The 25,005-nt window shown below is 61.5% G+C and carries 18 protein-coding genes; 12 read left to right on the top strand and 6 right to left on the bottom strand.

Annotated features, from left to right (window positions below; translation table 11 throughout):
• The first annotated feature begins 308 nt into the window (after nucleotides 1-308).
• Nucleotides 309-1,646, top strand: coding sequence for an N-succinylarginine dihydrolase (astB, locus tag BN1118_RS12315; RefSeq protein ID WP_043556341.1), 1,338 nt, complete (start codon nucleotides 309-311; stop codon nucleotides 1,644-1,646).
• A 218-nt stretch (nucleotides 1,647-1,864) separates the two neighbouring features.
• Here the strand turns inward: astB and sohB are convergent, their stop codons facing one another.
• Complete coding sequence (gene sohB, locus BN1118_RS12310; protein ID WP_043556339.1) at nucleotides 1,865-2,872, bottom strand: protease SohB; 1,008 nt, start codon at nucleotides 2,870-2,872, stop codon at nucleotides 1,865-1,867.
• Nucleotides 2,873-3,095: 223 nt separating this feature from the next.
• Between sohB and BN1118_RS12305 the strand changes: the two genes are divergently transcribed.
• Both BN1118_RS12305 and BN1118_RS12300 read left to right on the top strand, forming a co-directional pair.
• A complete protein-coding gene (locus BN1118_RS12305) occupies nucleotides 3,096-3,851 on the top strand; it encodes a YciK family oxidoreductase (protein WP_043135552.1) in 756 nt (251 codons plus the stop codon).
• Nucleotides 3,852-3,960: 109 nt separating this feature from the next.
• Nucleotides 3,961-4,845, top strand: coding sequence for a LysR family transcriptional regulator (locus tag BN1118_RS12300; RefSeq protein WP_043556337.1), 885 nt, complete (start codon nucleotides 3,961-3,963; stop codon nucleotides 4,843-4,845).
• A gap of 55 nt (nucleotides 4,846-4,900) precedes the next feature.
• On the opposite strand, the gene BN1118_RS12295 is transcribed toward BN1118_RS12300, so the two are convergent.
• A complete protein-coding gene (locus BN1118_RS12295) occupies nucleotides 4,901-6,073 on the bottom strand; it encodes an MFS transporter (protein ID WP_043135556.1) in 1,173 nt (390 codons plus the stop codon).
• Between the two features lie 161 nt (nucleotides 6,074-6,234).
• On the opposite strand from BN1118_RS12295, the gene BN1118_RS12290 reads away from it, so the two are divergent.
• A complete protein-coding gene (locus BN1118_RS12290; protein WP_043556334.1) occupies nucleotides 6,235-7,374 on the top strand; it encodes a MalY/PatB family protein in 1,140 nt (379 codons plus the stop codon).
• A 183-nt stretch (nucleotides 7,375-7,557) separates the two neighbouring features.
• The gene (locus BN1118_RS12285) at nucleotides 7,558-8,910 is read left to right on the top strand and encodes a TAXI family TRAP transporter solute-binding subunit (RefSeq protein ID WP_244463606.1); all 1,353 of its coding nucleotides are present in this window, start codon (nucleotides 7,558-7,560) and stop codon (nucleotides 8,908-8,910) included.
• A gap of 230 nt (nucleotides 8,911-9,140) precedes the next feature.
• Here the strand turns inward: BN1118_RS12285 and BN1118_RS12280 are convergent, their stop codons facing one another.
• Nucleotides 9,141-10,061 carry a LysR family transcriptional regulator gene (locus BN1118_RS12280; protein WP_043556333.1) on the bottom strand — a complete coding sequence of 307 codons (921 nt, stop codon included), beginning with the start codon at nucleotides 10,059-10,061 and terminating at the stop codon, nucleotides 9,141-9,143.
• A gap of 183 nt (nucleotides 10,062-10,244) precedes the next feature.
• Between BN1118_RS12280 and BN1118_RS12275 the strand changes: the two genes are divergently transcribed.
• The 4 genes from BN1118_RS12275 (at nucleotide 10,245) to ygjK (ending at nucleotide 15,789) form a co-directional block, all read left to right on the top strand.
• The gene (locus BN1118_RS12275) at nucleotides 10,245-11,501 is read left to right on the top strand and encodes an adenylosuccinate synthetase (protein WP_042867442.1); all 1,257 of its coding nucleotides are present in this window, start codon (nucleotides 10,245-10,247) and stop codon (nucleotides 11,499-11,501) included.
• A 271-nt stretch (nucleotides 11,502-11,772) separates the two neighbouring features.
• Complete coding sequence (locus BN1118_RS12270; protein WP_043556331.1) at nucleotides 11,773-12,309, top strand: YbhB/YbcL family Raf kinase inhibitor-like protein; 537 nt, start codon at nucleotides 11,773-11,775, stop codon at nucleotides 12,307-12,309.
• Between the two features lie 11 nt (nucleotides 12,310-12,320).
• A complete protein-coding gene (locus BN1118_RS12265) occupies nucleotides 12,321-13,124 on the top strand; it encodes a helix-turn-helix transcriptional regulator (RefSeq protein WP_043556330.1) in 804 nt (267 codons plus the stop codon).
• 184 nt (nucleotides 13,125-13,308) lie between these two features.
• Nucleotides 13,309-15,789 (top strand): alpha-glucosidase, encoded by a 2,481-nt coding sequence (ygjK, locus tag BN1118_RS12260; RefSeq protein WP_043556329.1) that lies wholly within the window; start codon nucleotides 13,309-13,311, stop codon nucleotides 15,787-15,789.
• Nucleotides 15,790-15,862: 73 nt separating this feature from the next.
• On the opposite strand, the gene tyrS is transcribed toward ygjK, so the two are convergent.
• Nucleotides 15,863-17,062 (bottom strand): tyrosine--tRNA ligase, encoded by a 1,200-nt coding sequence (tyrS, locus tag BN1118_RS12255; protein ID WP_043135569.1) that lies wholly within the window; start codon nucleotides 17,060-17,062, stop codon nucleotides 15,863-15,865.
• Nucleotides 17,063-17,273: 211 nt separating this feature from the next.
• Between tyrS and BN1118_RS12250 the strand changes: the two genes are divergently transcribed.
• From BN1118_RS12250 to BN1118_RS12240, 3 genes are all read left to right on the top strand, one after another.
• Complete coding sequence (locus BN1118_RS12250) at nucleotides 17,274-18,596, top strand: peptidoglycan DD-metalloendopeptidase family protein (RefSeq protein WP_043556328.1); 1,323 nt, start codon at nucleotides 17,274-17,276, stop codon at nucleotides 18,594-18,596.
• Nucleotides 18,597-18,639: 43 nt separating this feature from the next.
• A complete protein-coding gene (locus BN1118_RS12245; RefSeq protein WP_043556327.1) occupies nucleotides 18,640-19,743 on the top strand; it encodes an anhydro-N-acetylmuramic acid kinase in 1,104 nt (367 codons plus the stop codon).
• Between the two features lie 772 nt (nucleotides 19,744-20,515).
• The gene (locus tag BN1118_RS12240; protein WP_043556326.1) at nucleotides 20,516-21,781 is read left to right on the top strand and encodes a RidA family protein; all 1,266 of its coding nucleotides are present in this window, start codon (nucleotides 20,516-20,518) and stop codon (nucleotides 21,779-21,781) included.
• Between the two features lie 290 nt (nucleotides 21,782-22,071).
• Here BN1118_RS12240 and BN1118_RS12235 read toward each other — a convergent pair whose 3' ends face one another.
• Both BN1118_RS12235 and tkt read right to left on the bottom strand, forming a co-directional pair.
• Nucleotides 22,072-22,497, bottom strand: a complete 426-nt coding sequence (locus BN1118_RS12235) for a GNAT family N-acetyltransferase (RefSeq protein ID WP_156994937.1) — start codon at nucleotides 22,495-22,497, stop codon at nucleotides 22,072-22,074.
• Nucleotides 22,498-22,795: 298 nt separating this feature from the next.
• Nucleotides 22,796-24,787 (bottom strand): transketolase, encoded by a 1,992-nt coding sequence (gene tkt / locus BN1118_RS12230; RefSeq protein ID WP_043556324.1) that lies wholly within the window; start codon nucleotides 24,785-24,787, stop codon nucleotides 22,796-22,798.
• Between the last annotated feature and the right edge of the window lie 218 nt (nucleotides 24,788-25,005).

Raw genomic sequence — 25,005 nt, 5'->3', positions numbered from 1 at the left:
GGCTGTATAAGAGATTTGACGCGAAAAAGCAATCTTGTGAGCAAATTAGCTCACCCGCCCGAACCAGCTGACCTCTTTATTTATTAATGCGAAGCCGAGCCGCGGGAAGCAACCGCTTTTTTATTTTTATGCTATATCCACCCCCTTTTTATATTTGAAACGACATAACCAACCGCTCTTGTAACATAACAAACCACTTTAGTTATCAGCTTGTTACAAAAGACAAAATCTCCTTATAATGGCTGCATCCCGCAGCTTTGTGCGCGGAAGGAACCGCTACCCATATAAAAATCGAAAGGATGTACGCAATGAAGCACTTCGAGGTCAACTTCGACGGCCTGGTCGGCCCGACCCACAACTATGCCGGCTTGTCCTATGGCAACGTCGCCTCCCAGAGCAACGCCAAGGAGGCGTCCAATCCGAAGGAGGCGGCCAAGCAGGGGCTGCGCAAGATGAAGGCGCTGACCGAGCTTGGCATGACCCAGGGGGTGCTGGCACCGCAGGAGCGGCCGGATCTCGCCACCCTGCGCCGCCTCGGCTTCACCGGCAATGATGCAAGCGTGCTGGCCCAGGCCGCGAAACAGGCGCCCGCCGTGCTGGCCGCCTGTTATTCGGCCTCCAGCATGTGGACCGCCAACGCCGCCACCGTATCCCCGAGTGCCGATACCCAGGATGGCCGCATTCACTTCACCCCCGCCAACCTGACCAACAAGTTCCACCGCTCCCTCGAACCCGAGGTGACCGGCCGCATACTGCGCGCCGTGTTCAACAACGATCGCCACTTCTATCACCACCAGCACCTGCCGGAGAACGACCACTTCGGTGACGAGGGCGCCGCCAACCACACCCGGCTGTGCCGTGCCTATGGCGAGTCCGGGGTCGAGCTGTTCGTCTATGGCCGCAGCGCCTTTGATGTCTCCCAGCCCGCCCCCAAACGCTACCCGGCCCGCCAGACCCTGGAGGCGAGCCAGGCCATCGCCCGTCTGCACGGTTTGAGCGAAGAGAGCGCCGTCTTCATCCAGCAGAATCCGGAGGTGATCGATCAGGGGGTGTTCCACAACGACGTGATAGCGGTAGGCAACCAGAACGTGCTCTTCTTCCACCAGCAGGCCTTCCTCAACACGGCGTCGGCACTGGCCGAGGTGCGCACCAAGTTCGGTGACGGGGAGCTGCACTTCATCGAGGTGCCGACTGCCGAGGTGTCGGTACAGGATGCGGTGAAATCCTATCTGTTCAATACCCAGATCCTGACCCTGCCCTCCGGCGAGATGGCGATCATCGCCCCCACAGAGTGTCGCGACAACCCTGCCGTATCGGCCTATCTGGCCAAGCTGGTGACCCTGGGCACCCCGATCAAGGGAGTGCACTACATGGACGTGAAGCAGAGCATGCGCAACGGCGGCGGCCCCGCCTGCCTGCGGCTGCGGGTCGCCATGAACGATCAGGAGCTGGCGGCGGTCAACCCGGCCTGCCTCATCAACGACAGCCAGTTTGCCCGCCTCGACAACTGGGTGGAGCGCCACTACCGCGACAGCCTGGCGCTGGACGATCTGCGCGACCCGGCGCTGGTGCAGGAGTCCCGCAGTGCGCTGGACGAACTGACCCAGATCCTGAAACTTGGCTCCGTCTACCCGTTCCAGCGCTGAGTCGCTGAATAGCAAAAGCCGGGCAAGTGCCCGGCTTTTTATTGCCCTTTGAACGGCTTCCTAGAACCTGTTTTCGAACTGTCGCGAGAGGTCGCCAGCAAGGTGAAGAGTAGCGCAGGAACCGGAGCGTATAAACATACGTGAGCACTCTTGGCTACAAACAAGCGAGCAGCACATGAGCCTTGATCACGACCTCGCAGTAAGATCGGAACAGGTTCTCAGCGCCAGGGGCTCTGCTGCCACAGCCGGCCCAGGCTCGACTCCAGCGCCAGGGCGGCCTGCTGGCCCAGTTTCTGGGTCAGGCTCTTTGGCTTGCGATAGCTGATGCCGACCACCTTGTGATGGCTGGCCTGGGCCAGCAGGTAGTCGTCGCTGGTGCAGAGGGTATCCACCAGCCCCAGCCCCTTGGCCTGACTCGCCAGCCAGTGCTCTCCCGTGGTGACGCTGTCTATGTCGAGGTGGGGCCTGTGCTCGGCCACGAACGCCTTGAACCGCTCATGGATGGCGCCCAGCTCCTCGCGAAACTTCTCCCGCCCCAGATCGTCGTTCTCACCAAACATGGTGATGGTGCGCTTGTACTGGCCTGCTGTGTGCATCTCGAACTCGATGTCGTGCTTTTTCAACAGCTTGTTGAAGTTCGGCAACTGGGCTATCACGCCGATGGAGCCGACGATGGCAAAGGGTGCAGCCAGGATCTGATCTGCCACGCAGGCCATCATGTAACCGCCGCTCGCCGCCACCTTGTCGATGGCCACGGTGAGCTTGATGCCCTTGTCGCGCAGCCGCTGCAGCTGGGATGCGGCCAGGCCATAGCCATGGACCACGCCGCCGCCGGATTCTAGCCGCAGCAACACCTCGTCACCGGACTGGGCGACGCCTATCACGGCGCTCACCTCTTCCCGCAGGGAAGCCACCTCTTTGGCATCGATGCTGCCGTTGAAATCGAGCACAAACAGCCGGCTGCGCTCGTCTTCGGTCTTGGCGCGGGCCTTGTGTTCGGCCTTGCGCGCCTTCTCCAGCTGCTTGCGCTCGGTCTTGCCGGCCAGCGCCGCCTGCAACTGGTGACGCCCCTGCTCCAGTTCGCTGGAGAGATCGGTCACCACCAGCTCACCCTTGCGGGATTTCGGCTGACGGCTGCTGATCACCATCAGGATGACGGCGGCTATGGCCAGCAGTAAGGTGAGGGTCTTGGCCAGGAACAGGCCATATTCGGTCAAAAATGCCACTTGATGCTCCGCTCAGTGTTCGAGTTTTTCACATTCTAGGGAGTTTGCCGGGCTCGCGCAAAAACTCTGCGACTGTGGCTCAAAAAACACACTCTGCAATCACAACCCCTCTATTTTCTTCACATTTTTGCCGTCTCATACTGGTCAAATGCCGTGCGGGGTCAGTACACTTGCCCCTCTATTGCCGCGCGCATCTGCCACGAACTTGTTAACAGGAGTTGTCATGCTCGATTATCAGGCCCCCCGGGATCTGCTCAAGCACAAGGTCATTCTGGTCACAGGTGCCGGTGACGGCATAGGCCGCGAAGCCGCTATCACCTATGCCGCCCACGGCGCCACCGTGATACTGCTCGGCCGCACCAGCGCCAAACTCGAGGCGGTTTATGACCAGATCGAGGCCGCCGGTTATCCCCTGCCCGCCATAGTACCGGTGGACCTGAAAGGGGCGACAGCCGCCCACTACCGCGGCATGGCCGAGACCTTCGCCCAGCAGTTTGGCCGCCTCGATGGCGTGCTGTTCAACGCCGGCCTGCTCGGCACCCTCTCCCCCTTCGAACACATTCAGGAGCAGGAGTGGGACGAGGTGATGCAGGTCAACGTCAAATCTGAATTCCTGCTGACCCAGGCGCTGCTGCCGCTGATCCGCCAGACCGCCAAGGAGCACGGTGAGGCCTCCATCGTCTACACCTCCTCCAGCGTGGGCCGCAAGGGCCGCGCCTACTGGGGCACCTACGCCATCTCCAAGTTCGCCATCGAGGGCATGATGGAGGTGCTGGCCGACGAGCTGGAAAACACGGCGGTACGGGTCAACACTCTCAACCCGGGCGGTACCCGCACCAAGATGCGCGCCAGCGCCTTCCCGGCGGAAGATCCCCAGCAGCTCAAGACGCCGGCCGATCTCATGCCGCTCTATCTCTATCTGATGGGGGCCGACAGCCGTGGCAAAACCGGCCAGACCTTTGTGGCCCAGCCCAAATAAATCAACAAAATAACCGGAACCCTGCGCCGCATGGGGTTAAATTCAATAGGGTGCCGCCGGCACCCCGTTGCAGCCCCTTACCACATACGATCCCTGATCAGGTTGAGATATGTTTCGTCCCAAGAGCACGTTTGAGCAATGGCGGATCTTTCAGGCCGTGGTGGACTGTGGCGGTTATGCCCAGGCCGCCGAGGCGCTGAACAAGAGCCAATCCTCTCTCAATCATGCGGTGGCCAAGCTGCAGCAGAGTCTGGGGGTGCCTCTGCTGGAAGTGAGGGGGCGCAAGGCGGTATTGACACCGGCCGGGGAGATCTTCCTCAAGCGGGCGCGTCAGCTCAGCCAGCAGGTGGAAGAGCTGGAAAACCTGGCCAACAACCTGGAGCGGCAGTGGGAGCCGCAGATCAACCTCTATGTTTCCGTGCTGCAGCCACGGGAGCGACTCTATCGGGCGCTGGCCCACTTCTATCCCCGCAGCCGGGGCTGCCGCGTCAATCTGCACGAACGCATTCACTGCCACTTCAACGCCTTGCAAGTGGGGGATCTGATGCTCTCCGAGCACCTGCCCCAGGATCGCACCGGCCTGCCGCTGGACGAGGTGTGCCTGCTGCCGCTCTGCTCGGCCGACCATCCCCTCGCCGCCCTGGCCGGCGCCGTCTCCACCGACGAGCTTGCCAGCCACAACCAGATAAGCCTGCATCCCCCCATTCACCGCTCGGTTGACTGGAACGACGCGGACGACACCGGCTGGAAGGCGACCCACTACCACGAAGTGATCGCCATGCTCAAACTCGGCCTCGGCTATGCCTGGCTGCCCCGCCACCTGGTGCAGGAGGAGCTGGCCAACGGCGTCCTGGTGCCGCTGGATCTGGCAAGCGGCAACGAACGCCATCTCTACACCTATCTGCTGACCCCGTCAGCGGATTCGCTGGGGCCGGCCACCGAGCTGCTGCTGCGCTGCCTGCGCAACGAATATCAGAACGACAACGACAAGTAAGCCCCAGCCGTCAGGCAGCCTGCGTCACCCATAGCCAACCGGCCACAGACCCGCCTCACACATTGGGCACCCGCCAGCAGGCGCCCAGTGCCGCCAGCGCCAGCGCAGTCGCCACCATGAAGACCCCGTGAAAACTCCAGATCTCGGCCACAGTCCCCGCGATGGCCCCCGCCATGATGGAGCCGGTGCGTATGCTGTTGGCAAACAGGGTAGTCGCCACCCCGGCGCGCCCCGGCATCAGATCCTGGAAGTAGGACATGCCGATCCCGGCGACTATGCCGATGAAGATGGCGTTGAGCAGTTGCAGCGCGATGAGCGCAGACTGGCTCGACAGAGTGACCAGCCCCACGTAGAAACCCACCCCGGCCAGCACGGCCACCAGCATCATGGGACGCTTGCCGAAGCGCTGGGTGTAGTAGCCCGCCAGCAGCATGAAGGGGATCTCGAGGGCTGCCGCCGTGCCCATCAGCACACCGGCCAGCTTCTCCTCCAGCCCCAGCTCGCGGGTGATGTAGAGCGGCATGTTGATGAGGTACATGCTGTTGCAGGTCCACATCAGGGTGGAGGCGATGAACAGCGCCCGCACCGAGGGGTCCTTCCAGCTGCTGACCCGTTCCACCTCGCTGTTTGGCGTGGGCAGCGGCAGGGAGGGCAGCCAGCGCCACACCACGAAGGCACAGATGAGGTAGGCCAGGGCGGAGGCGAGATACATCACCTCGAAGCCATAGCCGATGGCCAGCGCGAAGGCGATGGGGGGGCCTATGACCCAGGCCAGGGAAAACTGGGCCCGCAGCACGGAGCTGAACATGTCCGCCCGCTTGTTGCGGCTGTCGGCATATTCCCGCGCCAGAGCAAACAACTGGGGACTGGCTGTGGCGGCCAGGCTGGCCAGCAGCACCCCCAGGCTCACCAGCAGCCAGTAGTTGCGATTCCAGGCGAACAGCAGGGAGAGCACCACCCCCGCGAAGCAGCAGCGCAGGATCAGCCGCTTGCGATCCCCCTTGCTGTCGGAGCGGTGGCCGAGCCACTGGCTGATGAGGATGCCGATCACGGCGTTGACCGTGTAAAACAGTCCGACCAGCAAGGGGCGCACCTGCACCTCTTCGGCCAGAAACAGGCTCAAGGTAGGCACCTGGAGCGCCACCGCCACCCCGGTCATAAAGGTCACGGCCAAAAAAGAGAGGGAGACGGGATCCGACCTCTTCAGAGCGGCGGTCAACAAGCTCATAGGATTACCACTGATTGGGGGGAAGAAAACTGGCCAAAATTCGGCAAGTGCATGAAATAGCGTCGCTTATTTTATGTCATTATCAAGAGTCACCTCAAGGCTTGCGACCCCGCGCCCGACCCCGTACATTGAAAGCCCACTGCCCAGCATAAGGATTTCACATGTTTGATTTTGACCGGGAAATAGATCGTCGCGATACCATGAGTCTGAAATGGGACAAGTACAAGGAACAGGACGTGCTGCCCATGTGGGTAGCCGACACCGACTTTGTCTCGCCGCCCGCCGTCATCGAGGCCCTCACCCAGCGGGTCGCCCACGGCATCTTCGGTTACTCGCGCCCCTCTGCCCGGCTGATCGAACTGATCATGGCGCGCCTGGCCAGCCGCTACGGCTGGACCATCCAGCCCGAGTGGCTCGTCTTCCTGCCCGGCGTGGTACCCGGCTTAAACCTGGCCTGCAAGGCCTGGAGCCAGCACGGCCGCGGCATCATCACCCCCAAACCGGTCTACTACCCCTTCCTGCAGGCACCCGGATTCAACGATCGCCCCCTGCTCACAGTGCCCATGGTGGAAGAGGCCGGTCGCTGGGTGCTGGATCTGGAGGAGCTTGAGCGTCAGGCCCCGGCGGCGGATCTGCTGCTGCTGTGCAACCCGCACAACCCGGGCGGTACAGTGTTCACCCGCGAGGAGCTGGAAGCCATAGACGCCATCGCCGAGCGCCACAATCTGGTTGTCTGCTCGGACGAGATCCATTGCGACCTGCTGCTGGACAAAGATGCCCGCCACATACCCTATGGCGCCATCAGCCCGGACGCGGCCGAGCGCTGCGCCGTCATGATGGCTCCGAGCAAGACCTTCAATATCGCGGGTCTGTGCTGCGCCTTCGCCGTGGTGCCCAACGCCCGCCTGCGCCTCAAGCTGCAACAGGCGATGCGCGGCATCAGCGCCGACGTCAACCTGCTGGGCTTCGTGGCGGCCGAGGCGGCCTATGAGGGAGGCGACCCCTGGCTCAGCGAACAGCTCGACTACCTGGCCGCCAACCTGACGCTGATCGAGCAGGCGGTCGCCCGCTGGCCCGGTATCAAGCTGGCGCGCCATCAGGCCACCTACCTCGCCTGGATCGACGTCAGTGCGCTCGGTCTCGAGGATCCCATCGCCTTCTTCGAGCAGGCGGGGGTGGGACTCTCCCCCGGCGCCCAGTTCGGCGATGGCCAGTTCGTGCGGCTCAACTTCGGTTGCACCCGGGCACGGCTGACCGAGGCGCTGGCCCGGATGGGGAAAGCGATCCAGACTCGCATCTGATGGCAATAGGGTATATTTTTGCGGCTGAATGTCAGCTGCACCAGCCACCGCCATAAGCGATGAGATCGGGTTTGAATGGCACATGCCATGCAAACCCGGCTCTGCGCCAAACAGCGGCAGGCCGTGATGTCAGACGGGATGGGCTTGGCCCATCCTTTTTATCAGCCATTGATCCGGTTCATTATGTTGCCAAGCGCCCTGCACCACCTGTCGACCCTGTCTCGTACCGCCCTGCCCTGGCTGGCTGCAGCCCTGGTGCTGCCCCTGCACGCCGCCACGCCGGCCTATCTCACCATAGGCACGGGGGCGCTCAACGGCGTCTACTATCCGGCGGGAGGGGCCATCTGCCGCCTGCTGAACGAAGATAACGCCAACCACCGGCTGCACTGCGCCGTGCAGAGCACCTCGGGCTCCCTCGCCAACCTGAAGGAGCTGGGCCAGGGGAAAATCCAGCTGGCGCTGGTGCAGTCGGATGTGGTGCACCACGCCGCCCACGGCACAGGCCCCTTCGTGGGCCAGCCGCCCAACGACCGGCTGCGCAGCCTGTTTCGACTCCATCAGGAGTCGCTGACCCTGCTCGCCGGTGCAAACAGCAACATCAACACCCTGGCCGACATCGAAGGCAAGCGGGTCGATCTGGGCAATCCGGGGTCGGGAGAGCGCGTCACCAGCCAGGCCCTGCTCGATGCCATGGGCTGGCAGGAGAGCAGCTTCGCCCCCGTCATTCCCTCCTCCATCAACAACCGGCTGGAGGGGCTCTGCGACGGCACCCTGGACGCCGCCTTCATGGTGGCGGGCCACCCCAATCAGGGCATAGGGGATCTGACCGGTCGCTGCAAGGCGCGCATCATTCCCATCGAGGGGGAGCAGATCGATCGCTTGCTCAAGAACCACCCTTATTACCAGCGCGGCCGCATCGGCGCCAACCTCTACCCGGGCCAGCCCAGCGGCGTCAACACCTTTGCCGTCACCGCCGAACTGGTTGCGCTGGACAGCCTGCCAGACACCCAGGTGCGCACAGTGCGCGACGTGCTGACCGCACGGCTCAAGCAGTTCACCCGTCTGCATCCGGCGCTGACCCCCCTCACTCTGGACTCCATGCTGGCGGAGGCCGAGGTGCCACGCCACCCGGGCATGGAGGATGCCGTCCTGCCGCCGCCATCACTGCTCCCCGAATCCCTGACACCCCAGGAGTCAGAGGGCTCGGCGGCGACGGCAGCCCAGTCGGCGGCGCAGGCCACCGGGGATGGCGCAGCAGCACAGGCAGCAACCTCGGGTGCAATGGCAACCCAGCCGGTGGCACCCGTCTCGGCCGCCCAGACCACGCAAGCTGTGACTGTGGACGCCCCCTCGGCCGCATTGACCACGCAAGCCGTGACGGCGGAGCCACCTTCGGCCGCGGCAGCCACACAAGCCGCCTCGGCCGCACTCGGCTCGGCGCCCGCCGATACGCAAGGGGCTGCGCCCAGTGCCGCCAGTGGCAGCCTGAACCAGCCCCTGCCGGTCACCCCTTCGGCAAGCGTGCCCGCCCAGTAATCCCACGTACCGCCAACGAAAGAGGCCACCTGTCAGGGTGGCCTCTTCTTTTGCATTGCAGCTGTTGCCTTGCACCTTTTACCTTGTTCTGTAGCAACTCATGCGCACACGGGCCGCAACACTGTGGCCGATCGCTATCTTCCCTCCCGGCCCAGCCAAACCCGGTCAGACGCCCGCCGTGAAACCGGCCGCACAAGGCGCATCCCGTCGGCTTGTCCCGCCGGACCTGATCAGCCTTCTGCCCTGGGCGCCGCTTGATGGCGGGCGTCGGGCTGCAATATCTCCTCCTCCACCCAGTGCAGCAGCTGCTTGATGGCCCGCGACAACACCTGATTCTGGCGCACCACATACCCCAGGCTGGTGCCGGGAAAGTCGGTCAGACGGGCCACGGGGGCGGTGAGCTTGAGGCGCGGGTGGAGCGAGAAGTCCGGCACTATGGCGACCCCGAAGCCCGCCTCGGCCCAGTCGAGCTGGGCATCCACGCTGCCCACCTCCATGATGCGGCACGTCGGCAGCCCGAGCAGGGGCAGCGAGGGGTCTATCAGGGCGCGGGTGCGGGTGTCGTGGCCGAGCAGGATCAGGGTCGGCTCGTCGAGGGGATCGCTCTCACCCGCCTTGGCCCGCGCCTGCCAGCGGGCCAAGCCGTGTCCCAGTGCACACCAGGTCACCTGCTGCAACTCTGTGTAGAACAGCGGTTCGCTGCGCTTTTGCGCCATCACGAAGCCGAGATCCGCCTTGCCGGCCTTGACCAGCTCGGCCGCCTGATCCGAGGTGGTGTTGAATAGTGTGAGATCGATGCCGGGAAAGGCCTGCTTGAAGCGCTGGAATGGCTGGATCAGCAGCAGGCGGGAGATGATGTCGCTGGCGGCGATGGCCAGCGTGCCCTGGCTCAGCTGGTTGAGGGCATTGAGATCGGACTGGCACAACAGCAGCTCGTTGATGGCGCGCTCGGCGCTTTGCAGCAGTCGCTCACCGGCCTGGGTCAGCCGAAACGGACTGCGCTCAATCAGCTTGACCCGGGTGGCCTGCTCCAGGTTCTTGAGATGCAGGCTGACATTGGGCTGGGTCATGTGCAATTCGGTGGCGGTCTGGCCGAAGTGCTGCAGGCGGGCCAGGGTAACGAAGGTGTGCAGCCAGTGAATGTCCAGCATGAGGGTCCTCTTGTTTTTCCACATCTGCGCCCATGACGCGGGCCAGCGCGGCAACACTGGGGGTCTTGCCGGTAAATTCACCACGAGTATATGGTTTTCTTATCGGAATTATAAAGATAATTAATTTTTCTAATCCGCCCCAGCCTCCTAGGATGGACGCCTAACGTCTTAGGAGAAAGAGTCATGTCGTCTATCGTAGTCGTAGGTGCTAACTGGGGTGATGAAGGCAAAGGCCGCATCGTCGATTATCTGGCAGGTCAATCCGCCGCCAGCATCCGTTTTCAGGGCGGCAACAACGCCGGCCACACCGTCGTCAACGACCTGGGCACCTTCAAGCTGCACCAGTTGCCGAGCGGCGTATTCAACCCGGAGTGCCTGGTTGTCCTCGGCCCTGGCATGGTTATCAGCCCGGAGCCGCTGACCCGCGAGCTGGCTGAAGTGAAAGCCGCCGGCGTGACCCCGAAACTGGCCATCTCCGATCGCGCCACCTTCTGCCTGCCGATCCATGCGCTGGAAGATACCCTGGAAGAAGTCCGTCTGGGTGATGGCGCCTATGGCTCCACCCGTCAGGGCATAGCCCCGGCTTACGGTGATCGGGTCATGAAAAAAGCGATCCTGGTCGGCTGGCTGAAACAGCCGGACGTGCTGGTCGAGCGCATCCAGTTCTTCCTCGACTGGAAACTGCCGCAGCTCAAAGCCCTCTACCCGAGCTTCGAGTTCAGCCAGACCGCCCAGGAAATGGCCGACTGGCTGCTGGAAGTGTCCGCCCCCTGGATCGACGCCGTCTGCAACGTCAGCGAACCGCTCAAGGCCATTCAGGCCCAGAACGGCACCCTGCTGTTCGAAGCCCAGCTGGGCGCCGGCCGTGACCTCATCTATGGCGAATATCCCTGGGTGACCTCTTCCCACGTTTCCGGCGCTTACGCCGGTATCGGTGGCGGCCTGCCGGCTCTGCGCCCCGAGCGCGTGATTGCCGTGGCCAAGGCGTTCAGTACCTCTGTTGGTACCGGCACCCTGATCACCGCCATGGAGAACCAGGAAGAGTTCCGCAAGTTCGCCAACGAGTTCGGTGCCACCACAGGCCGTCCCCGTGACATCGGCTACTTCGACGCCGTTGCCACCAAGCAGGGTCTTGAGATCCAGGCCGCCAACGAAATCGCCCTGACCAAGCTGGACTGCCTCTCCGGCATGCCGGATCTGAAGATCTGCGTCGCCTACGAAGGTGCCAACACCGAGAACCCGATCTGGCCGCAGACCGCCGGTCTGAAGCCGGTGTACGAGTCCATGGAAGCCTGGAGCGAAGACATCTCCCACATCCGCAAGTTTGAAGACTTGCCCAAGGCTGCCCAGCACTACGTGCTGCGCATCGAAGCCCTACTGGGTGTGCCGGTTCCCATGGTCTCCGTCGGCCCGGGCCGCGAGCAGATGATACTGCGCTAAGCCGCCTCGCTGCTGCCAGCAAGATGTCAAAACCGGCCTCATGGAGGCCGGTTTTTTTTATGGCCGCCGCACCACGAGCGGGCCCCCTCCTTTGCCGTCTCACCTCGCCGCCCCACTCTTTTCCCGCCCAGATACAGTTCGGCTCACAATCCGCCACCGACAACCCGATATTGAGCCTTTTGGTTGCACCCGAATCGCCCCGCTTCGCTAGACTGATCCCGTCATCAGGATCCTCTCGGCGGGATCCCGTCATCCATAGAGGAGCACCACAATGAAATTACCCCTGCGTTCCACCCTGCTCTCCCTGCTGTGCCTGGCGGCCCTGCCCGCCTCTGCCATGACCTTGAAGAGCACTGACATTCAGGAAGGCCAGCTGATGGACAAGGCGTTCAGCTTCAACGGCTTCGGCTGCAAGGGGGAGAACCGCTCGCCCCAGCTGAGCTGGCAGGATCTGCCGGCCGGCACCAAGAGCGTTGCCATCACCGCCTATGATCCCGACGCCCCCACCGGCAGCGGCTGGTGGCACTGGCTGGTGGTGAACCTGCCGGCCAACCAGAGTTCACTTGCCAGCAACGTCTCCGGCAAACTCAAACAGGGCCTTGAGCTCGGAACCGACTTTGGCAGCCAGGGCTACGGCGGCCCCTGCCCGCCCGCCGGTCACGGCATGCACCGCTACCAGTTCACCGCCTGGGCCCTGCCCCAGCCCCTGGAGGTCAAGGCAGATACCCCGCCCGCCATGGTAGGCTACATGCTCAATGCCATGGCGCTGGGCAAGGCCACCCTGACCGCCACCTTCGTCACCCCCTAGGAGCCCGCCGGATGAGCGCCCCCTTGCTGCAACTGCATCACTATCTCGGGATCCGTCAGCAGCCGCTGCACAGGGTGCTCATCTATGCGCCGACCATCATCTGGGTACAACAGGGCCACAAGCAGCTGTGGTGGCAGGATAGACGTCTGTCGTTTGACAAGGGGAGCTGGCTGCTGATCCCGGCAGGCCACCAGCTCACCTTCGTCAACCAGCCCGAACAGGGCAAGTTCAGCTCCCATGCCCTGACCCTGCTGGCCCCGCCCCCTACCGAGTGGCTGACTGACGCCCCGGGCACCCGGCTCAGGGAACCGCGCCTTGAGATAAGTCCGGCGCTGGCGTTCTGCTTCGAGCTGGTCTGCTCCATGGCCAGCCGCACGCTGAGCCAGGCCACCCAGACCCAGCTGTTGCACGGCTTCTATGCCGAGCTGCAGGCCGCCGGCGGTCTCGACCTGCTGTTTCCCGCCAGCACAATGACGCTCGGGGAGCGGCTGGCCCGCTACCTCGGGGTGGAGCCCGGCGCCGACCACAGGCTGGAGACCATAGCCCCCCACTTCGCCATGAGCCGCGCCTCCCTGGTGCGCAAGCTGGCCGCCGAGGGGCGCAGCTTTCGTCAGCTGCTGGCCCAGGTGCGCATGGGCCACGCCCTCACCCTGCTGCAACAGGCCCTCACTCCGCTGGAGGTGGCCCTCGCCTGCGGTTATGACGCTCCCAGCCGCTTCGCCGCCCGTTTCAAGCAGGAGTTCGGTCTGACTCCCCACCAATATCTGCGTACCTGTCCCTCAATGGACACTCAACGTCAAGTAAATAGTTACTAAAACACCCTGCAATGTAACCTCGTGTAACCCGGTGATCCGGCTCACACCCCCTCGCTCCACAGTGTGACGAAGCGCCAATATGGCCCGCAGCATTCCCCTACAATGTCTCTTGCAAACGATTTCACTAAAATAAACGCTAAAAAAGCACCTTATTTAACCTACAAAATCGTAATTGGAGCGAGACATGTTTCGTAAAAGTTTACTTTCCATCACCCTGAGCGTCGCCCTGTTTGGCCTCACCGCCTGCAACGGCAATGACTCCAGCGCCCCGACTCCGCCCAGTGCGACCCTGGCGAGCCAGTACCAGAACGTGATCGATCGCAGCGGCACCCCGCTCCAGTTCCGAGACTTCGACAGCTACTCCAACCTCAAATACAACCCGCTGCTCGATCTGGGGGCCTGGCACGGCTTCCTGCTGCCCGCCAGCGACAGCGAGTGGGGTGGCTTCACCGGCCCCATGGTCATCTCGGAGGAGTACAGCCTCTTCTTCGCCAGCGAGCTGGACCGGCTCAGCCTGAGCGACGAGAGCGGCCGCTCCTATCCACTCACCGCCGCCAGCAAGCACGAGATCTACGCCATCCCGGGGGCGCTCATCCAGCGATTCGAGTTCGCACCCTTCACCCTGGAGCTGGAACTGCGCTACGGCGATGCCCGCACGGCCCTGGTTCGCACTCGCCTCATCAACAATCAGGACGCGCCGCTGACCCTCAACCTGACCTGGCAGGGTGAGCTGCTCCAGCAGTGGGATGCCAACAAGACGGTGGCCGAGCAGTACCCGGATTGGACCCGCACCATCAGCCGGAGCGAGCAAGGCATAGAGTTCCAGTTCGGCGAGCTGCGCAGCACCTGGAACATGATGCAGAGCGGCAGCGCCCGCTATCGCATCGACCGCACCCTGCCCAGCCGCACCATCCTGGACGAGAAGGCACTCGGCTACCGGAGCGAGGCCAGCCTCACCCTGGCCGCCAAGGGGAGCGAGGATATCTACACCCTGCAGAGCTACGTTCACAGCAGCGATGACGCCAGCCGCTTCCAGCCGAGCCGCAACGCCCTGCTGGCCAAGCCTGCCAGCTATTTCGACGACTCCATCCGCCGCTGGGAAGGCTATCTCGAGCGCGGCCTCTCCAACCAGGGGATCCCGGAATCCGAGCGGCGCATCGCGGTCAAGGCGATGGAGACCCTCAACGGCAACTGGCGCTCACCGGCCGGCGCCATCCTCCACGACGGGGTCACCCCCTCCAACACCGCCCGCTGGTTCGACGGCGTCTGGGCCTGGGACAGCTGGAAGCACGCCTACGCCATGGCCCACTTCAATCCTGAGGTGGCCAAGAACAACGTGCGCGCCATGTATGACTACCAGATCCAGGCCGATGACCCGGTGCGCCCGCAGGATGCCGGCATGGTGATCGACGCCGTCTTCTACAACAAGCTCGCCGATCGCGGCGGCGATGGTGGCAACTGGAACGAGCGGGACACCAAGCCACCGCTCTCCGCCTGGGCCATCTGGGAGATCTACGGCGCGACCAAGGACAAGGCCTTCATCGCCGAGATGTATCCGAAGATCCAGGCCTATCACGACTGGTGGTACAGGGCGCGGGACAACAACCGCAACGGCATCATCGAATACGGCGCCACCAAGCACGTCGAGCACAACGACGAATTCGGCAATATCACCTTCAAGGTGCAGTACGCCAGTGGCGTGCCCGCCGGGCTGGATCTGTCGAGCTGCACCGCCGAGGGGGATGGTTGGTACGGCTGCGCCGGCATGGCGCTCTATCAGCAGGTGCTGAGCATCGGCGGCTACGCCGAGATGGATATAGGCGCCCAGCACGGCGCCGGCTGGGAGTCCGGCATGGACAACGCCGCCCGCTTCGGCTTCATCGAGCAGGATCAGCTGCAGCGCTACGCCGACAAGACTTATGGCGGGGATCTAGCCAAGGCGCGCCAGGACTGGAACGTCGCCTTCTTCGAGAACCACGAAGATGACGGCAGCCTCATCGGCTTCTCCATCGATCAGGAGTCGGTGGAGCTGAACGCCTTCCTCGCCAAGGAGAAGCGAATCCTGGCGGACATGGCAGATCTCCTCGGCAAACCGGACGAAGGGATCCGCTACCGCGAGGGCGCTACCCAGCTCGCCGGTTACATCAATACCTGTCTGTTCGATGAGGCCTCAGGCTTCTATTACGACCGCCAGATCCATCAAGGGGATGTGGCGGACGCCAACGGCTGCGTCGGCAAGCTGCTGACCGCCCGTGGCCGTGGCCCGGAAGGCTGGAGCCCGCTCTGGGCCGAGGTAGCGGACAAGGAGAAAGCGGCGCGGGTGCGCGAGGTGATGCTGAGCAGCCAGGAGTTCAACACCAGGGTGCCGCTCGGCACGGCGGCCCTGACCAACCCGGCCTATGACCCCGACATCTACTGGCGCGGCCGGGTCTGGCTGGATCAGTTCTACTTCGGGGTGAAGGGGCTGGAGAACTACGGCTATCGCAGCGATGCCCAGGCGCTGGTCAACAAGCTGTTCGCCAACGCCGAGGGGCTGGCGGGCAGCGGCCCCATCCGCGAGAACTACAACCCGGAGACAGGCGCCATGCAGGGGGCCAGCAATTTCAGCTGGAGCTCGGCCCACCTCTATATGCTCTATCGCAACTTTCTTAAAACAGAGGACTAATCCCTTCTTCCAGCGGGAATTAGCCAACAAAAAGGCCTCCATATGGAGGCCTTTTTTAGCAGGAAGGTTTGGCTTACTTGACCGTCACCCGGGCAAACTTGCGCTTGCCGACCTGATAGACGGCGGTACCGGCACCTATGAGTGCCTTGCCATCGTCCAGCTTGTCGCCGTCAACCTTGACCGCGCCCTGCTTGATCATGCGCAGCGCCTCTGAGGTGGTGGCCACCAGATCGGCATCCTTGAGCAGGTTGGCGATCGGCAGACCTTCGCCTTCCAGTGCCAGCTCGACTTCCGGCATCTCGTCCGGGATGGCGTTCTTGGAGAAACGCTGGGTGAAATCTTCGTGAGCCGCTTCGGCTGCCGCTTCATCGTGGTAGCGGGTGATGATCTCTTTGGCCAGCCAGATCTTAACATCGCGCGGGTTCAGGGTATTCGCGGCAATGCCCGCCTTGAAGCCTTCGATGTCGGAAAGCGGGCGAGAGGAGAGCAGCTCGTAGTAGTTCCACATCAGGTCATCTGTGATGGACATGATCTTGCCGAACATCTCGCCCGGGGCGTCGTGCACGCCTATGTAGTTGGCGGCGGACTTGGACATCTTCTTGACGCCGTCCAGACCGACCAGCAGCGGCATCATCAGCACGCACTGGGCGGCCATGCCGGCATCTTTTTGCAGCTCGCGGCCCATCAGCAGGTTGAACTTCTGATCGGTACCACCCAGCTCGACGTCCGCCTTCAGCGCGACCGAGTCATAGCCTTGCAGCAGCGGATAGAGGAATTCGTGAATCGCGATGGATTGGCCGCCGGTGTAGCGCTTCTTGAAGTCGTCGCGCTCCATCATGCGGGCCACTGTCTGCTTGGCCGCCAGCTTGATCATGCCGGTCGCGCCCAGCTCGCCCAGCCAGCTGGAGTTGTACTCGATGCGGGTCTTGGCGGGATCGAGGATCTTGAACGCCTGCTCGGCATAGGTGAGGGCGTTGTGCTTGATGGCCTCTTCGGAGAGCGGCGGACGGGTGCTGTTCTTGCCGGAGGGATCACCCACCATGGCGGTGAAGTCGCCGATCAGCAGGATGATCTCGTGGCCCAGATCCTGGAAGGTCTTCAGCTTGTTGAGGATCACGGTATGACCCAGGTGAATGTCGGGAGCCGTCGGATCCATCCCCAACTTGATGCGCAGCGGGCGCCCTTCCTTCAACTTGGCGACAAGTTCTTCTTCCACCAGAATTTCTTCCGCTCCGCGCTTGATCTCGGCTAGCGCCACCTCGAGCTGGGACATTTTTTGACTCTCCAATCACGATTCCACAGGGCCAAACATATTACTGGAATGGCGGGCCAATTGGAAAGGCTGTAAAATCCGCCCATTCTGCCCGACTTAGTCAGCTTCATATGACCATTTGCAACATTCTCCCATTGTGGCTGGCATGGCAGGTCAATTAGAAAGGCTGTAAACTCCGACTCTCTTTTCTGCCCAACTTCGTCAGCTTCGCATGGTTATTTGGAACGCCTTCAACTCTCTCCCCACCTGGCACCGCAAGATGGTGCTGATCCTGAGCATCATGGTGATGATGCTGGCGGCCTGGCCAAGCGAACAGGCGGTCGCCACTCGGGTCGATGACAACGGCAACGAGCTTGCCACCGAGCCGCAAGCCGACGAGGACGAGCTGCTGGCCCAGGCCGAGCTGCCCGTCACCCCGCCCAAGCCCAGCTACATCACCAAACAGGTGAAGGTACGCAGCGGCGACAACATGGGGGTCATCTTCCAGCGCCTTGGCCTCAGCACCACGGATCTGCACCTGATCGATCAGCTCGAGGGCACGGATACCCTGCGCCTGCTCAAACCCGGCCAGGAGCTCACCTTCAAGCTCACCAAAAATGGCGATCTGCACAGCCTCTATTATCCCCACAGCCTGGAACAGGCGCTGAAAGTGAGCCGCAAGGCCGACAGCTTCGTGGCCAAACCGGTCAAGCTGGAGCTCGATACCCGCGAGCAGGTGGCCAAGGGCGAGATCCGCTCCAGCTTCTGGGGCGCCGCCGCCGAGGCGGGCATGACAGAGGATCAGATCATGGATCTCGCCGCCATCTTCGGCTGGGACATCGACTTCGCCCAGGACCTGCAACCGGGGGACAGCTTTCGGGTGGTCTATCAGGAGAAGTATCAGGATGACGAGCGGGTGGCCTCCGGCGACATCCTGGCCGCCGAGTTCGTCAACCAGGGCGCCACCTATCGCGCCGTGCTGAACGAAGATGGCAACTACTACACGCCGGAGGGCAAGGCGATGCGCAAGAGCTTCCTGCGCGCGCCGGTCAACTTCAAGTACATCAGTTCCAACTTCAATCCGCGCCGCCTGCACCCGGTCACCGGCAAGATCCGCCCCCACAACGGCATCGACTATGTGGCGCCTGTGGGCACCCCCATCATGGCGGCGGGTTCCGGCAGCGTGGTGGCCGCCGGTTACAACCAGTTCAACGGCAACTATGTCTTCATCAAGCACGCCGGCAACTATGTGACCAAGTACCTGCACCTCTCCCAGCGCACCGTCAACAAGGGGCAGCGGGTGAAGCAGGGCCAGACCATAGGCAAGCTGGGCGGTACCGGGCGCGTCACGGGCCCGCACCTGCACTACGAATTCGTGGTGGGCGGCGTGCACAAGAACCCGCGCACCCTCAATCTGCCCCAGGCCGAGACGCTCAGCGGGCGGGAGCTGGCCAACTTCAAACTGCTGGCGATGCCGCAACTGGCCAAACTCGACCAGCTTGACAAACCTGAGCTGCAGCTGGCCCAGAACAAGCGGACCAACGGCGGTAACTGAGCCGCCGTTGCGGGCCAGAGACCTCGACCCACAAGGAGCAGTCATGAGCGAACGCTATATAGGCTTGATGTCCGGCACCAGCATGGATGGTATCGATGCCGTGCTGGTGCTGATCGAGGGGGATGAACTGCGGGTCGAGGCGGCCCTCAGTCACCCCTGGCCCACCGCTCACGAGCTGCACCGGCTCTGCACCCCGGGCGACAACGAGATCGACCGCATGGGGGTTGCCGACAACCTGGTCGCCCGCGAGTTTGCCGCAGCCACCCACGCCCTGCTGGCCAAGGCCGGCCTCACGCCTGCCGATATTCGCGCCATCGGCAGCCACGGCCAGACCATACGTCACCGACCCCAGCTCGGCTTTACCCTGCAGATCGGCAACGCGGCCTTGCTGGCGGCTCTGACCGGCATCGATGTGATCGCCGACTTTCGCACCATGGACATGGCCCTCGGCGGTCAGGGTGCGCCCTTGGTGCCCGCCTTTCATCAGGCGCTGTTTGCCAAACCCGGCGCCCTGCGGGTAGTGCTGAACCTAGGCGGCATCGCCAATATCTCTGTGCTGCCGGGCCAGGCCGACGGCGTCTATGGCTTCGATACCGGCCCGGCCAACACCCTGCTCGACGGCTGGTATCGCCGGCATCAGCCGCACAGCGGCAGCTACGACGCTGGTGGCCAATGGGCCGCCAGCGGCCAGATTATTCCCGAGCTGCTTGAGAAACTGCTGGCTCACCCCTACTTCGCAGCCCCCGCCCCCAAGAGCACGGGGCGGGAGATGTTCACCCTCGACTGGCTCGATGGCGAGCTGGCCGGCCACGCCCATGCCCCGGCGGATGTGCAGCGCACCCTGCAGGCGCTCACCTGCCACAGCATAGCCCGCCAGCTGCCCGCACTGGATGATGCGCAAAGCCGGCCCGAGCTGTATGTCTGCGGCGGCGGCGCCCATAACGCCCCGCTGCTGGCGGAGCTGGCCAGCCTGCTGCCCGGCTGGCGCATCGCCAACACGGCCGAGCTGGGGATCGCCCCCGACTGGATGGAGGGTGCGGCATTTGCCTGGCTGGCGCAGCGCTTTATCCACCGCAAACCCGGCAACCTGCCCGCCGTTACCGGTGCCAGCCGTCTTGCAGTCCTAGGCGCCCTCTATCCCGCCTGATAGACAAGGAGGGCAAGCTGCCCTCCCATACACGGTCGCCAGTCGCACAACCCTCTACTCCACCGGATAAGTGATACTGGCTGCCCGACCTGCATCACCCAGGCGGGCCAGCCACCCGCTGGCCCCACCATCACGACCCGCCAACAGGGCGACTACATCCTTAAGGCATATTTATCTCTCTATTTTACACGGAAAATATCGCCAGGATCAGCGTACAAGCGGCTATTCAAATGCAATGAAAACATCGCCTATGCAATATATTGAATTATATTCCAGCCACATCTTTATTAGTCTTTGCATGACCTTGGGCTAGCATATTTTTAGCGGACAGGATAGATGTCCCAAACGCTTAAAAATACATATCTATGCACAATAAAATCGGTTAACCGCAAGATTGCGAATATTTTTAACGCCCCATTCACAGCACAGCCCCCTCCCCACTGGAAGGAAGAACCCAGTCCACACGGGCTCGCCCGCGATACCAGACCTGTTTGATCCACCCAGGAATGGTATTCACCCTGAATTGAATAGCAAAACAGCTATATTTCCAAGCGTTGAGCCATCTCATAGAAACGCAATCACCGGTTTGCATCCCCTGATGGCCACTCATAGAATCGCCTCGTCTGAAATAATCAACCCCGTCCCTTCCTCTCTTATCCCATTCAGCTATTGAGTGGATTAAACATAATAACCGGGGATGCACCCGCTGGCGCACTCGGACGGGAGGAACCTGTACCTGAGTTAACAACGAATACTAAAAAGAGGAATATCTATGAGTGGCACCATCATCAAGGCTGCAAGAAATACCGCCCATGCCCCCCAGGATCTGGGTCCCTACACCCAGACGGTGGCTTTCTCTCATTACAACAATATTTCTGCCCAGTTACCGGTCGATCCCAAGACCGGCAAGATGGTGAGTGGCGACGTCAAGGTACAGGCCAGACAGTGCCTGAATAACCTCAAGGCGATCATAGAGAGCATTGGCCACGTCATGGACGATATGGTCAAAGCCACCATCTTCCTGAAAGACATTTCGGATCTGGAAGCGGTCGACGCCGTCTATCGCGAATTCTTCCCGGGCTATCTGCCGACCCGCACCACACTCGCCGTGGCCGCCCTGCCGCTGGATGCCCAGGTGCAGATCGACGCAATCATCTCCAATGGCGAAGGCACCTTCCCGCAGGCGCCCTGCGCCCTGTTGAAGCTGGCCCGCAACAGTGACAAGGCACCGCACAACCCGCTCTCGACCCATACCGTCGCCTTCTCCCACTACAACAACATAGGCGCGCAACTGCCGGTCGATGCGGCCTCGGGCCAGCTGGTCGCCGGTGGCATCCGCGAACAGGCGGGTCAGTGTCTGCGCCACATCAAAACCGTGCTGGAAAGCATTGATGTGCCGTTTGACGACATCGTCAAGGTGAACATCTACCTGACCAGCCTCGCGGATCTGGACGCCGTCAACGAGGTCTACACCACCTTCTTCCCGGACTCCGCCATTGCCCGCGCCGTCGCCTATCTGCCGGCCCGCTCCGTGATCAGCGCCACTGCCCTGCCGCTGGGTGCCAGGGTGCAGATGGATGCTGTCATCTCCCACGGTGACGGCACTCCGCCGCAGCTGGTAGAAGACAGACACAATCTGGTGATCGCTGCCCGCAATACCGACAAGGCGCCACGCAGCCCGCTCCATTGCCAGACAGTCGCCTTCTCCCACTACAACCATCTGGCCGCTCAGCTGCCGCTGGATATCACCACTGGCAAGATCCTGACCGGTTGTGTCAAAGAGCAGACCGCCCAGTGCCTCAGCCATATCAAAGCCATCGTCGAGAGCATCGACCACGTGATGGACGATATCGTCAAGGTCAATATTCAGGTCAAAAACATCGCGGATCTGGATGCGGTCAACGCCATCTATACCAAATACTTCCCGAGCTATCTGCCGGCCCGTACCGTGATTGGCGTGAGCGAGCTGCCCACCGGTGCCCTGGTGCAGATGGATGCCGTGCTCTCCAATGCGGAAAGCACCCCGCCGCAGGCGTAATAGATATTGAAATACAGGACCTTACGAGAAACCTGTTACCAGGTCATTGCCAAGGTCCTGTTCCATTTCAGTACCACTGACTTGCCCCTATATGGATTTCCAGTCAGGAAAACGAATCCATCAGTCCATTTCGCAAGCTGATATGCGGTGTGAAATGGTACCGAGCCTAAATAATATGAAACAAGGCCTCAGTCTCACCTTAATACAGTGAGACTGAGGCCTTGATATAAAAACATCACTGCAATCCGTCATATCACATTTCACAATTACCGTTCAGCATGTGATGTCACTTATAGATACTTTATAAAAAATGTTTTTGTAAGCTTGCTGTTGCTTTTATTTACGCGAACAAACTCGATATCATAACCACATTTTTTGTAGAACAGAGGGGCTTGAAACTCATTGGTGACGAGATTTATATTGTTGTAGCCCTTGCCATCAAAGTAATGCTCAAGCGTTTGCAATAATTTTCTGCCATACCCTTTTTGACGAAGAGACTCATCAACCCACAAGTCCTCAACATATATCTCTGAATATGCTGTGTATGCACTAAGTACGCCAAAAACCTCCCCTTTTTCATCAGATAAAGTAAAAGAGAAGTTTTTAAAATTTATCTCTATGCCATTTTCACGCTCATAATTTTCATGACCTTCCGTCATTTTTGCATCAGCGGCTTCACTTAAATCTTCTGTATATTCAATATGTAATTCATTCACTGTATGACTGCCTATATAAAATGGGAAAGCCCACTGTTTCCATTTCCACCGACTATGATGCCATAAGTTCAGTGCTTGGTGCTAAACGAGAGTCTTGCTGGCAAGGGAGCGTATGACGCCATAAATGGAAAAAACCCGTTGCCCGAAGGCGATGAACGGTTATGGTCTGCTCTGAAATAGTCAGCGCTATGCACTGCACATCACCCAATAAAAACGCCCCCCATCTTGCGATGGAGGGCGTTTTATCGTTCCGGCTATTGGGCCAGGTTGGCCCAATGTTCAGGAATTACAGGGGCTGTTACAGGGACTCTGCGGTCGCAACCACGTTTTCCACGGTAAAGCCGAATTCCTTGAACAGCAGCTCGGCCGGCGCGGACTCACCGAAGGTGGTCATGCCGATGATCTTGCCGCCGAAGCCCACGTACTTGTACCAGTAGTCGGCGATACCCGCTTCGATGGCGACACGCTTGGTCACGCTCATCGGCAGGACGGACTCTTTGTATTCGGCAGATTGAGCGTCGAACACATCGGTACAAGGCAGGGAGACCACGCGCACGGCACGGCCCTTGGCAGTCAGCTGATCAAAGGCGGCCACGGCCAGCTCCACTTCGGAACCTGTGGCGATCAGGATGAGTTCCGGGGTACCGGCGCAATCCTTCAGCACATAACCACCCTTGGCGGTATCGGCCAGTTGCTGGCTGGTACGGTCCATCTGGGCCAGGTTCTGGCGGGAGAAGATCAGGGAAGTCGGACCGTCGGTACGCTCGATGGCATGCTTCCAGGCGATCGCGGATTCAACCTGGTCACACGGGCGCCAGGTGCTCATGTTCGGGGTCAGACGCAGGGAGGCGATCTGCTCAACCGGCTGGTGAGTCGGGCCATCTTCACCCAGACCGATGGAGTCGTGGGTGTAAACGAAGATGACGCGCTGCTTCATCAGGGCGGCCATGCGCAGGGCGTTGCGGGCGTACTCCATGAACATCATGAAGGTGGCGCCGTAGGGGATGAAACCACCGTGCAGGGCGATGCCGTTCATGATGGCGGACATGCCGAACTCGCGCACGCCGTAGTGGATGTAGTTGCCTGCCGCGCTCTCGGGGGTGAGAGACTTGGAACCGGACCACATGGTCAGGTTGGACGGAGCCAGGTCAGCGGAACCGCCCATGAACTCGGGCAGCAGCTTGCCGAAGGCTTCCAGAGAGTTCTGGGACGCTTTGCGGGTCGCGATCTTGGCCGGGTTGGCTTGCAGGGTTTCGATGATCTTGGCGGAATCGCTTGCCCAGTTGGCCGGCAGCTCGCCTGCGGTACGACGCTTGAACTCGGCAGCCAGCGCCGGGTGAGCGGCTTCATAGGCGGCAAACTTGGCAGCCCAGTCGGCTTCCAGCTTGGTGCCCTTCTCCTGGCCATTCCACTCGGCGGCGATGTCGGACGGAATAACGAACGGCGCATGGTCCCACTTCAGGAAGGCACGGGCGGCGGCGATCTCGTCGTTGCCCAGCGGTGAGCCGTGGCAATCGTGAGAACCGGACTTGTTCGGTGAACCGTAGCCGATGATGGTGCGGCAGCAGATCAGGGTTGGCTTGCCGGTCTCGGCCTTGGCGGCTTCGATGGCGGCATTGATGGCTTCCGGGCTGTGACCGTCAACGGCGGCAATCACGTGCCAGCCGTAAGCTTCGAAGCGCTTGACGGTGTCGTCGGTGAACCAGCCTTCAACGTGACCGTCGATGGAGATGCCGTTGTCATCCCAGAACGCGATCAGTTTGCCCAGTTGCAGGGTACCTGCCAGGGAGCAAGCTTCGTGGGAGATGCCTTCCATCAGGCAGCCGTCGCCCATGAAGGCGTAGGTGTAGTGGTCAACGATGTCGTGACCCGGCTGGTTGAACTGTTCGGCCATGGCCTTCTCGGCGATCGCCATGCCCACGGCATTGGTGATGCCCTGACCCAGCGGACCCGTGGTGGTTTCAACGCCCGGCGCATAACCGTACTCGGGGTGACCGGGGGTGCGAGAGTGCAGTTGGCGGAAGTTTTTCAGGTCGTCGATGGAGAGGTCATAACCGGAGAGGTGCAGCAGGGAGTACAGCAGCATGGAGCCGTGGCCGTTAGACAGAATGAAACGGTCGCGGTCGGCCCACTTGGGGTTGTTCGGGTTATGCTTGAGGTGGCTGCGCCACAACACTTCGGCGATATCTGCCATTCCCATGGGGGCGCCCGGGTGACCGGAGTTGGCTTTTTGAACGGCATCCATACTCAATGCGCGAATGGCATTGGCAAGCTCTTTACGAGAAGGCATCTGTATCTCCTGCGATTGCTTCATTTGATGGCCAAGATTAAGGCGCGTTATTGTCCCAGCAGGGCGCGTGCGGTGCAAATATTATCTGGGCGAATAAAGTGGCTTTGGGAGCTCAATCGCTTTTCTGGCCGGGGCAAACGATTGAGTTGTAAACGGCTTGCACCCCAAATGGGGTAAAGCACGTATCTTGTTCGGCCAGCGCGCGGCAAAACCAAAAT

This window comes from Aeromonas bestiarum (assembly GCF_000819745.1).
Lineage (GTDB): Bacteria > Pseudomonadota > Gammaproteobacteria > Enterobacterales > Aeromonadaceae > Aeromonas > Aeromonas bestiarum.
Note: the sequence above shows the minus strand (reverse complement) of the source record. Positions and strands in the feature narration are given on the sequence as shown.

Excerpts from the sequence above, each read along its gene's own strand:
- astB (WP_043556341.1), top strand. The coding sequence starts at position 309 with ATGAAGCACTTCGAGGTCAACTTCGACGGCCTGGTCGGCCCGACCCAC.
- BN1118_RS12305 (WP_043135552.1), top strand. The coding sequence starts at position 3,096 with ATGCTCGATTATCAGGCCCCCCGGGATCTGCTCAAGCACAAGGTCATT.
- BN1118_RS12300 (WP_043556337.1), top strand. The coding sequence starts at position 3,961 with ATGTTTCGTCCCAAGAGCACGTTTGAGCAATGGCGGATCTTTCAGGCC.
- BN1118_RS12295 (WP_043135556.1), bottom strand. The coding sequence starts at position 6,073 with ATGAGCTTGTTGACCGCCGCTCTGAAGAGGTCGGATCCCGTCTCCCTC.
- BN1118_RS12290 (WP_043556334.1), top strand. The coding sequence starts at position 6,235 with ATGTTTGATTTTGACCGGGAAATAGATCGTCGCGATACCATGAGTCTG.
- BN1118_RS12285 (WP_244463606.1), top strand. The coding sequence starts at position 7,558 with ATGTTGCCAAGCGCCCTGCACCACCTGTCGACCCTGTCTCGTACCGCC.
- BN1118_RS12280 (WP_043556333.1), bottom strand. The coding sequence starts at position 10,061 with ATGCTGGACATTCACTGGCTGCACACCTTCGTTACCCTGGCCCGCCTG.
- BN1118_RS12275 (WP_042867442.1), top strand. The coding sequence starts at position 10,245 with ATGTCGTCTATCGTAGTCGTAGGTGCTAACTGGGGTGATGAAGGCAAA.
- BN1118_RS12270 (WP_043556331.1), top strand. The coding sequence starts at position 11,773 with ATGAAATTACCCCTGCGTTCCACCCTGCTCTCCCTGCTGTGCCTGGCG.
- BN1118_RS12265 (WP_043556330.1), top strand. The coding sequence starts at position 12,321 with ATGAGCGCCCCCTTGCTGCAACTGCATCACTATCTCGGGATCCGTCAG.
- ygjK (WP_043556329.1), top strand. The coding sequence starts at position 13,309 with ATGTTTCGTAAAAGTTTACTTTCCATCACCCTGAGCGTCGCCCTGTTT.
- tyrS (WP_043135569.1), bottom strand. The coding sequence starts at position 17,062 with ATGTCCCAGCTCGAGGTGGCGCTAGCCGAGATCAAGCGCGGAGCGGAA.
- BN1118_RS12250 (WP_043556328.1), top strand. The coding sequence starts at position 17,274 with ATGGTTATTTGGAACGCCTTCAACTCTCTCCCCACCTGGCACCGCAAG.
- BN1118_RS12245 (WP_043556327.1), top strand. The coding sequence starts at position 18,640 with ATGAGCGAACGCTATATAGGCTTGATGTCCGGCACCAGCATGGATGGT.
- BN1118_RS12240 (WP_043556326.1), top strand. The coding sequence starts at position 20,516 with ATGAGTGGCACCATCATCAAGGCTGCAAGAAATACCGCCCATGCCCCC.
- tkt (WP_043556324.1), bottom strand. The coding sequence starts at position 24,787 with ATGCCTTCTCGTAAAGAGCTTGCCAATGCCATTCGCGCATTGAGTATG.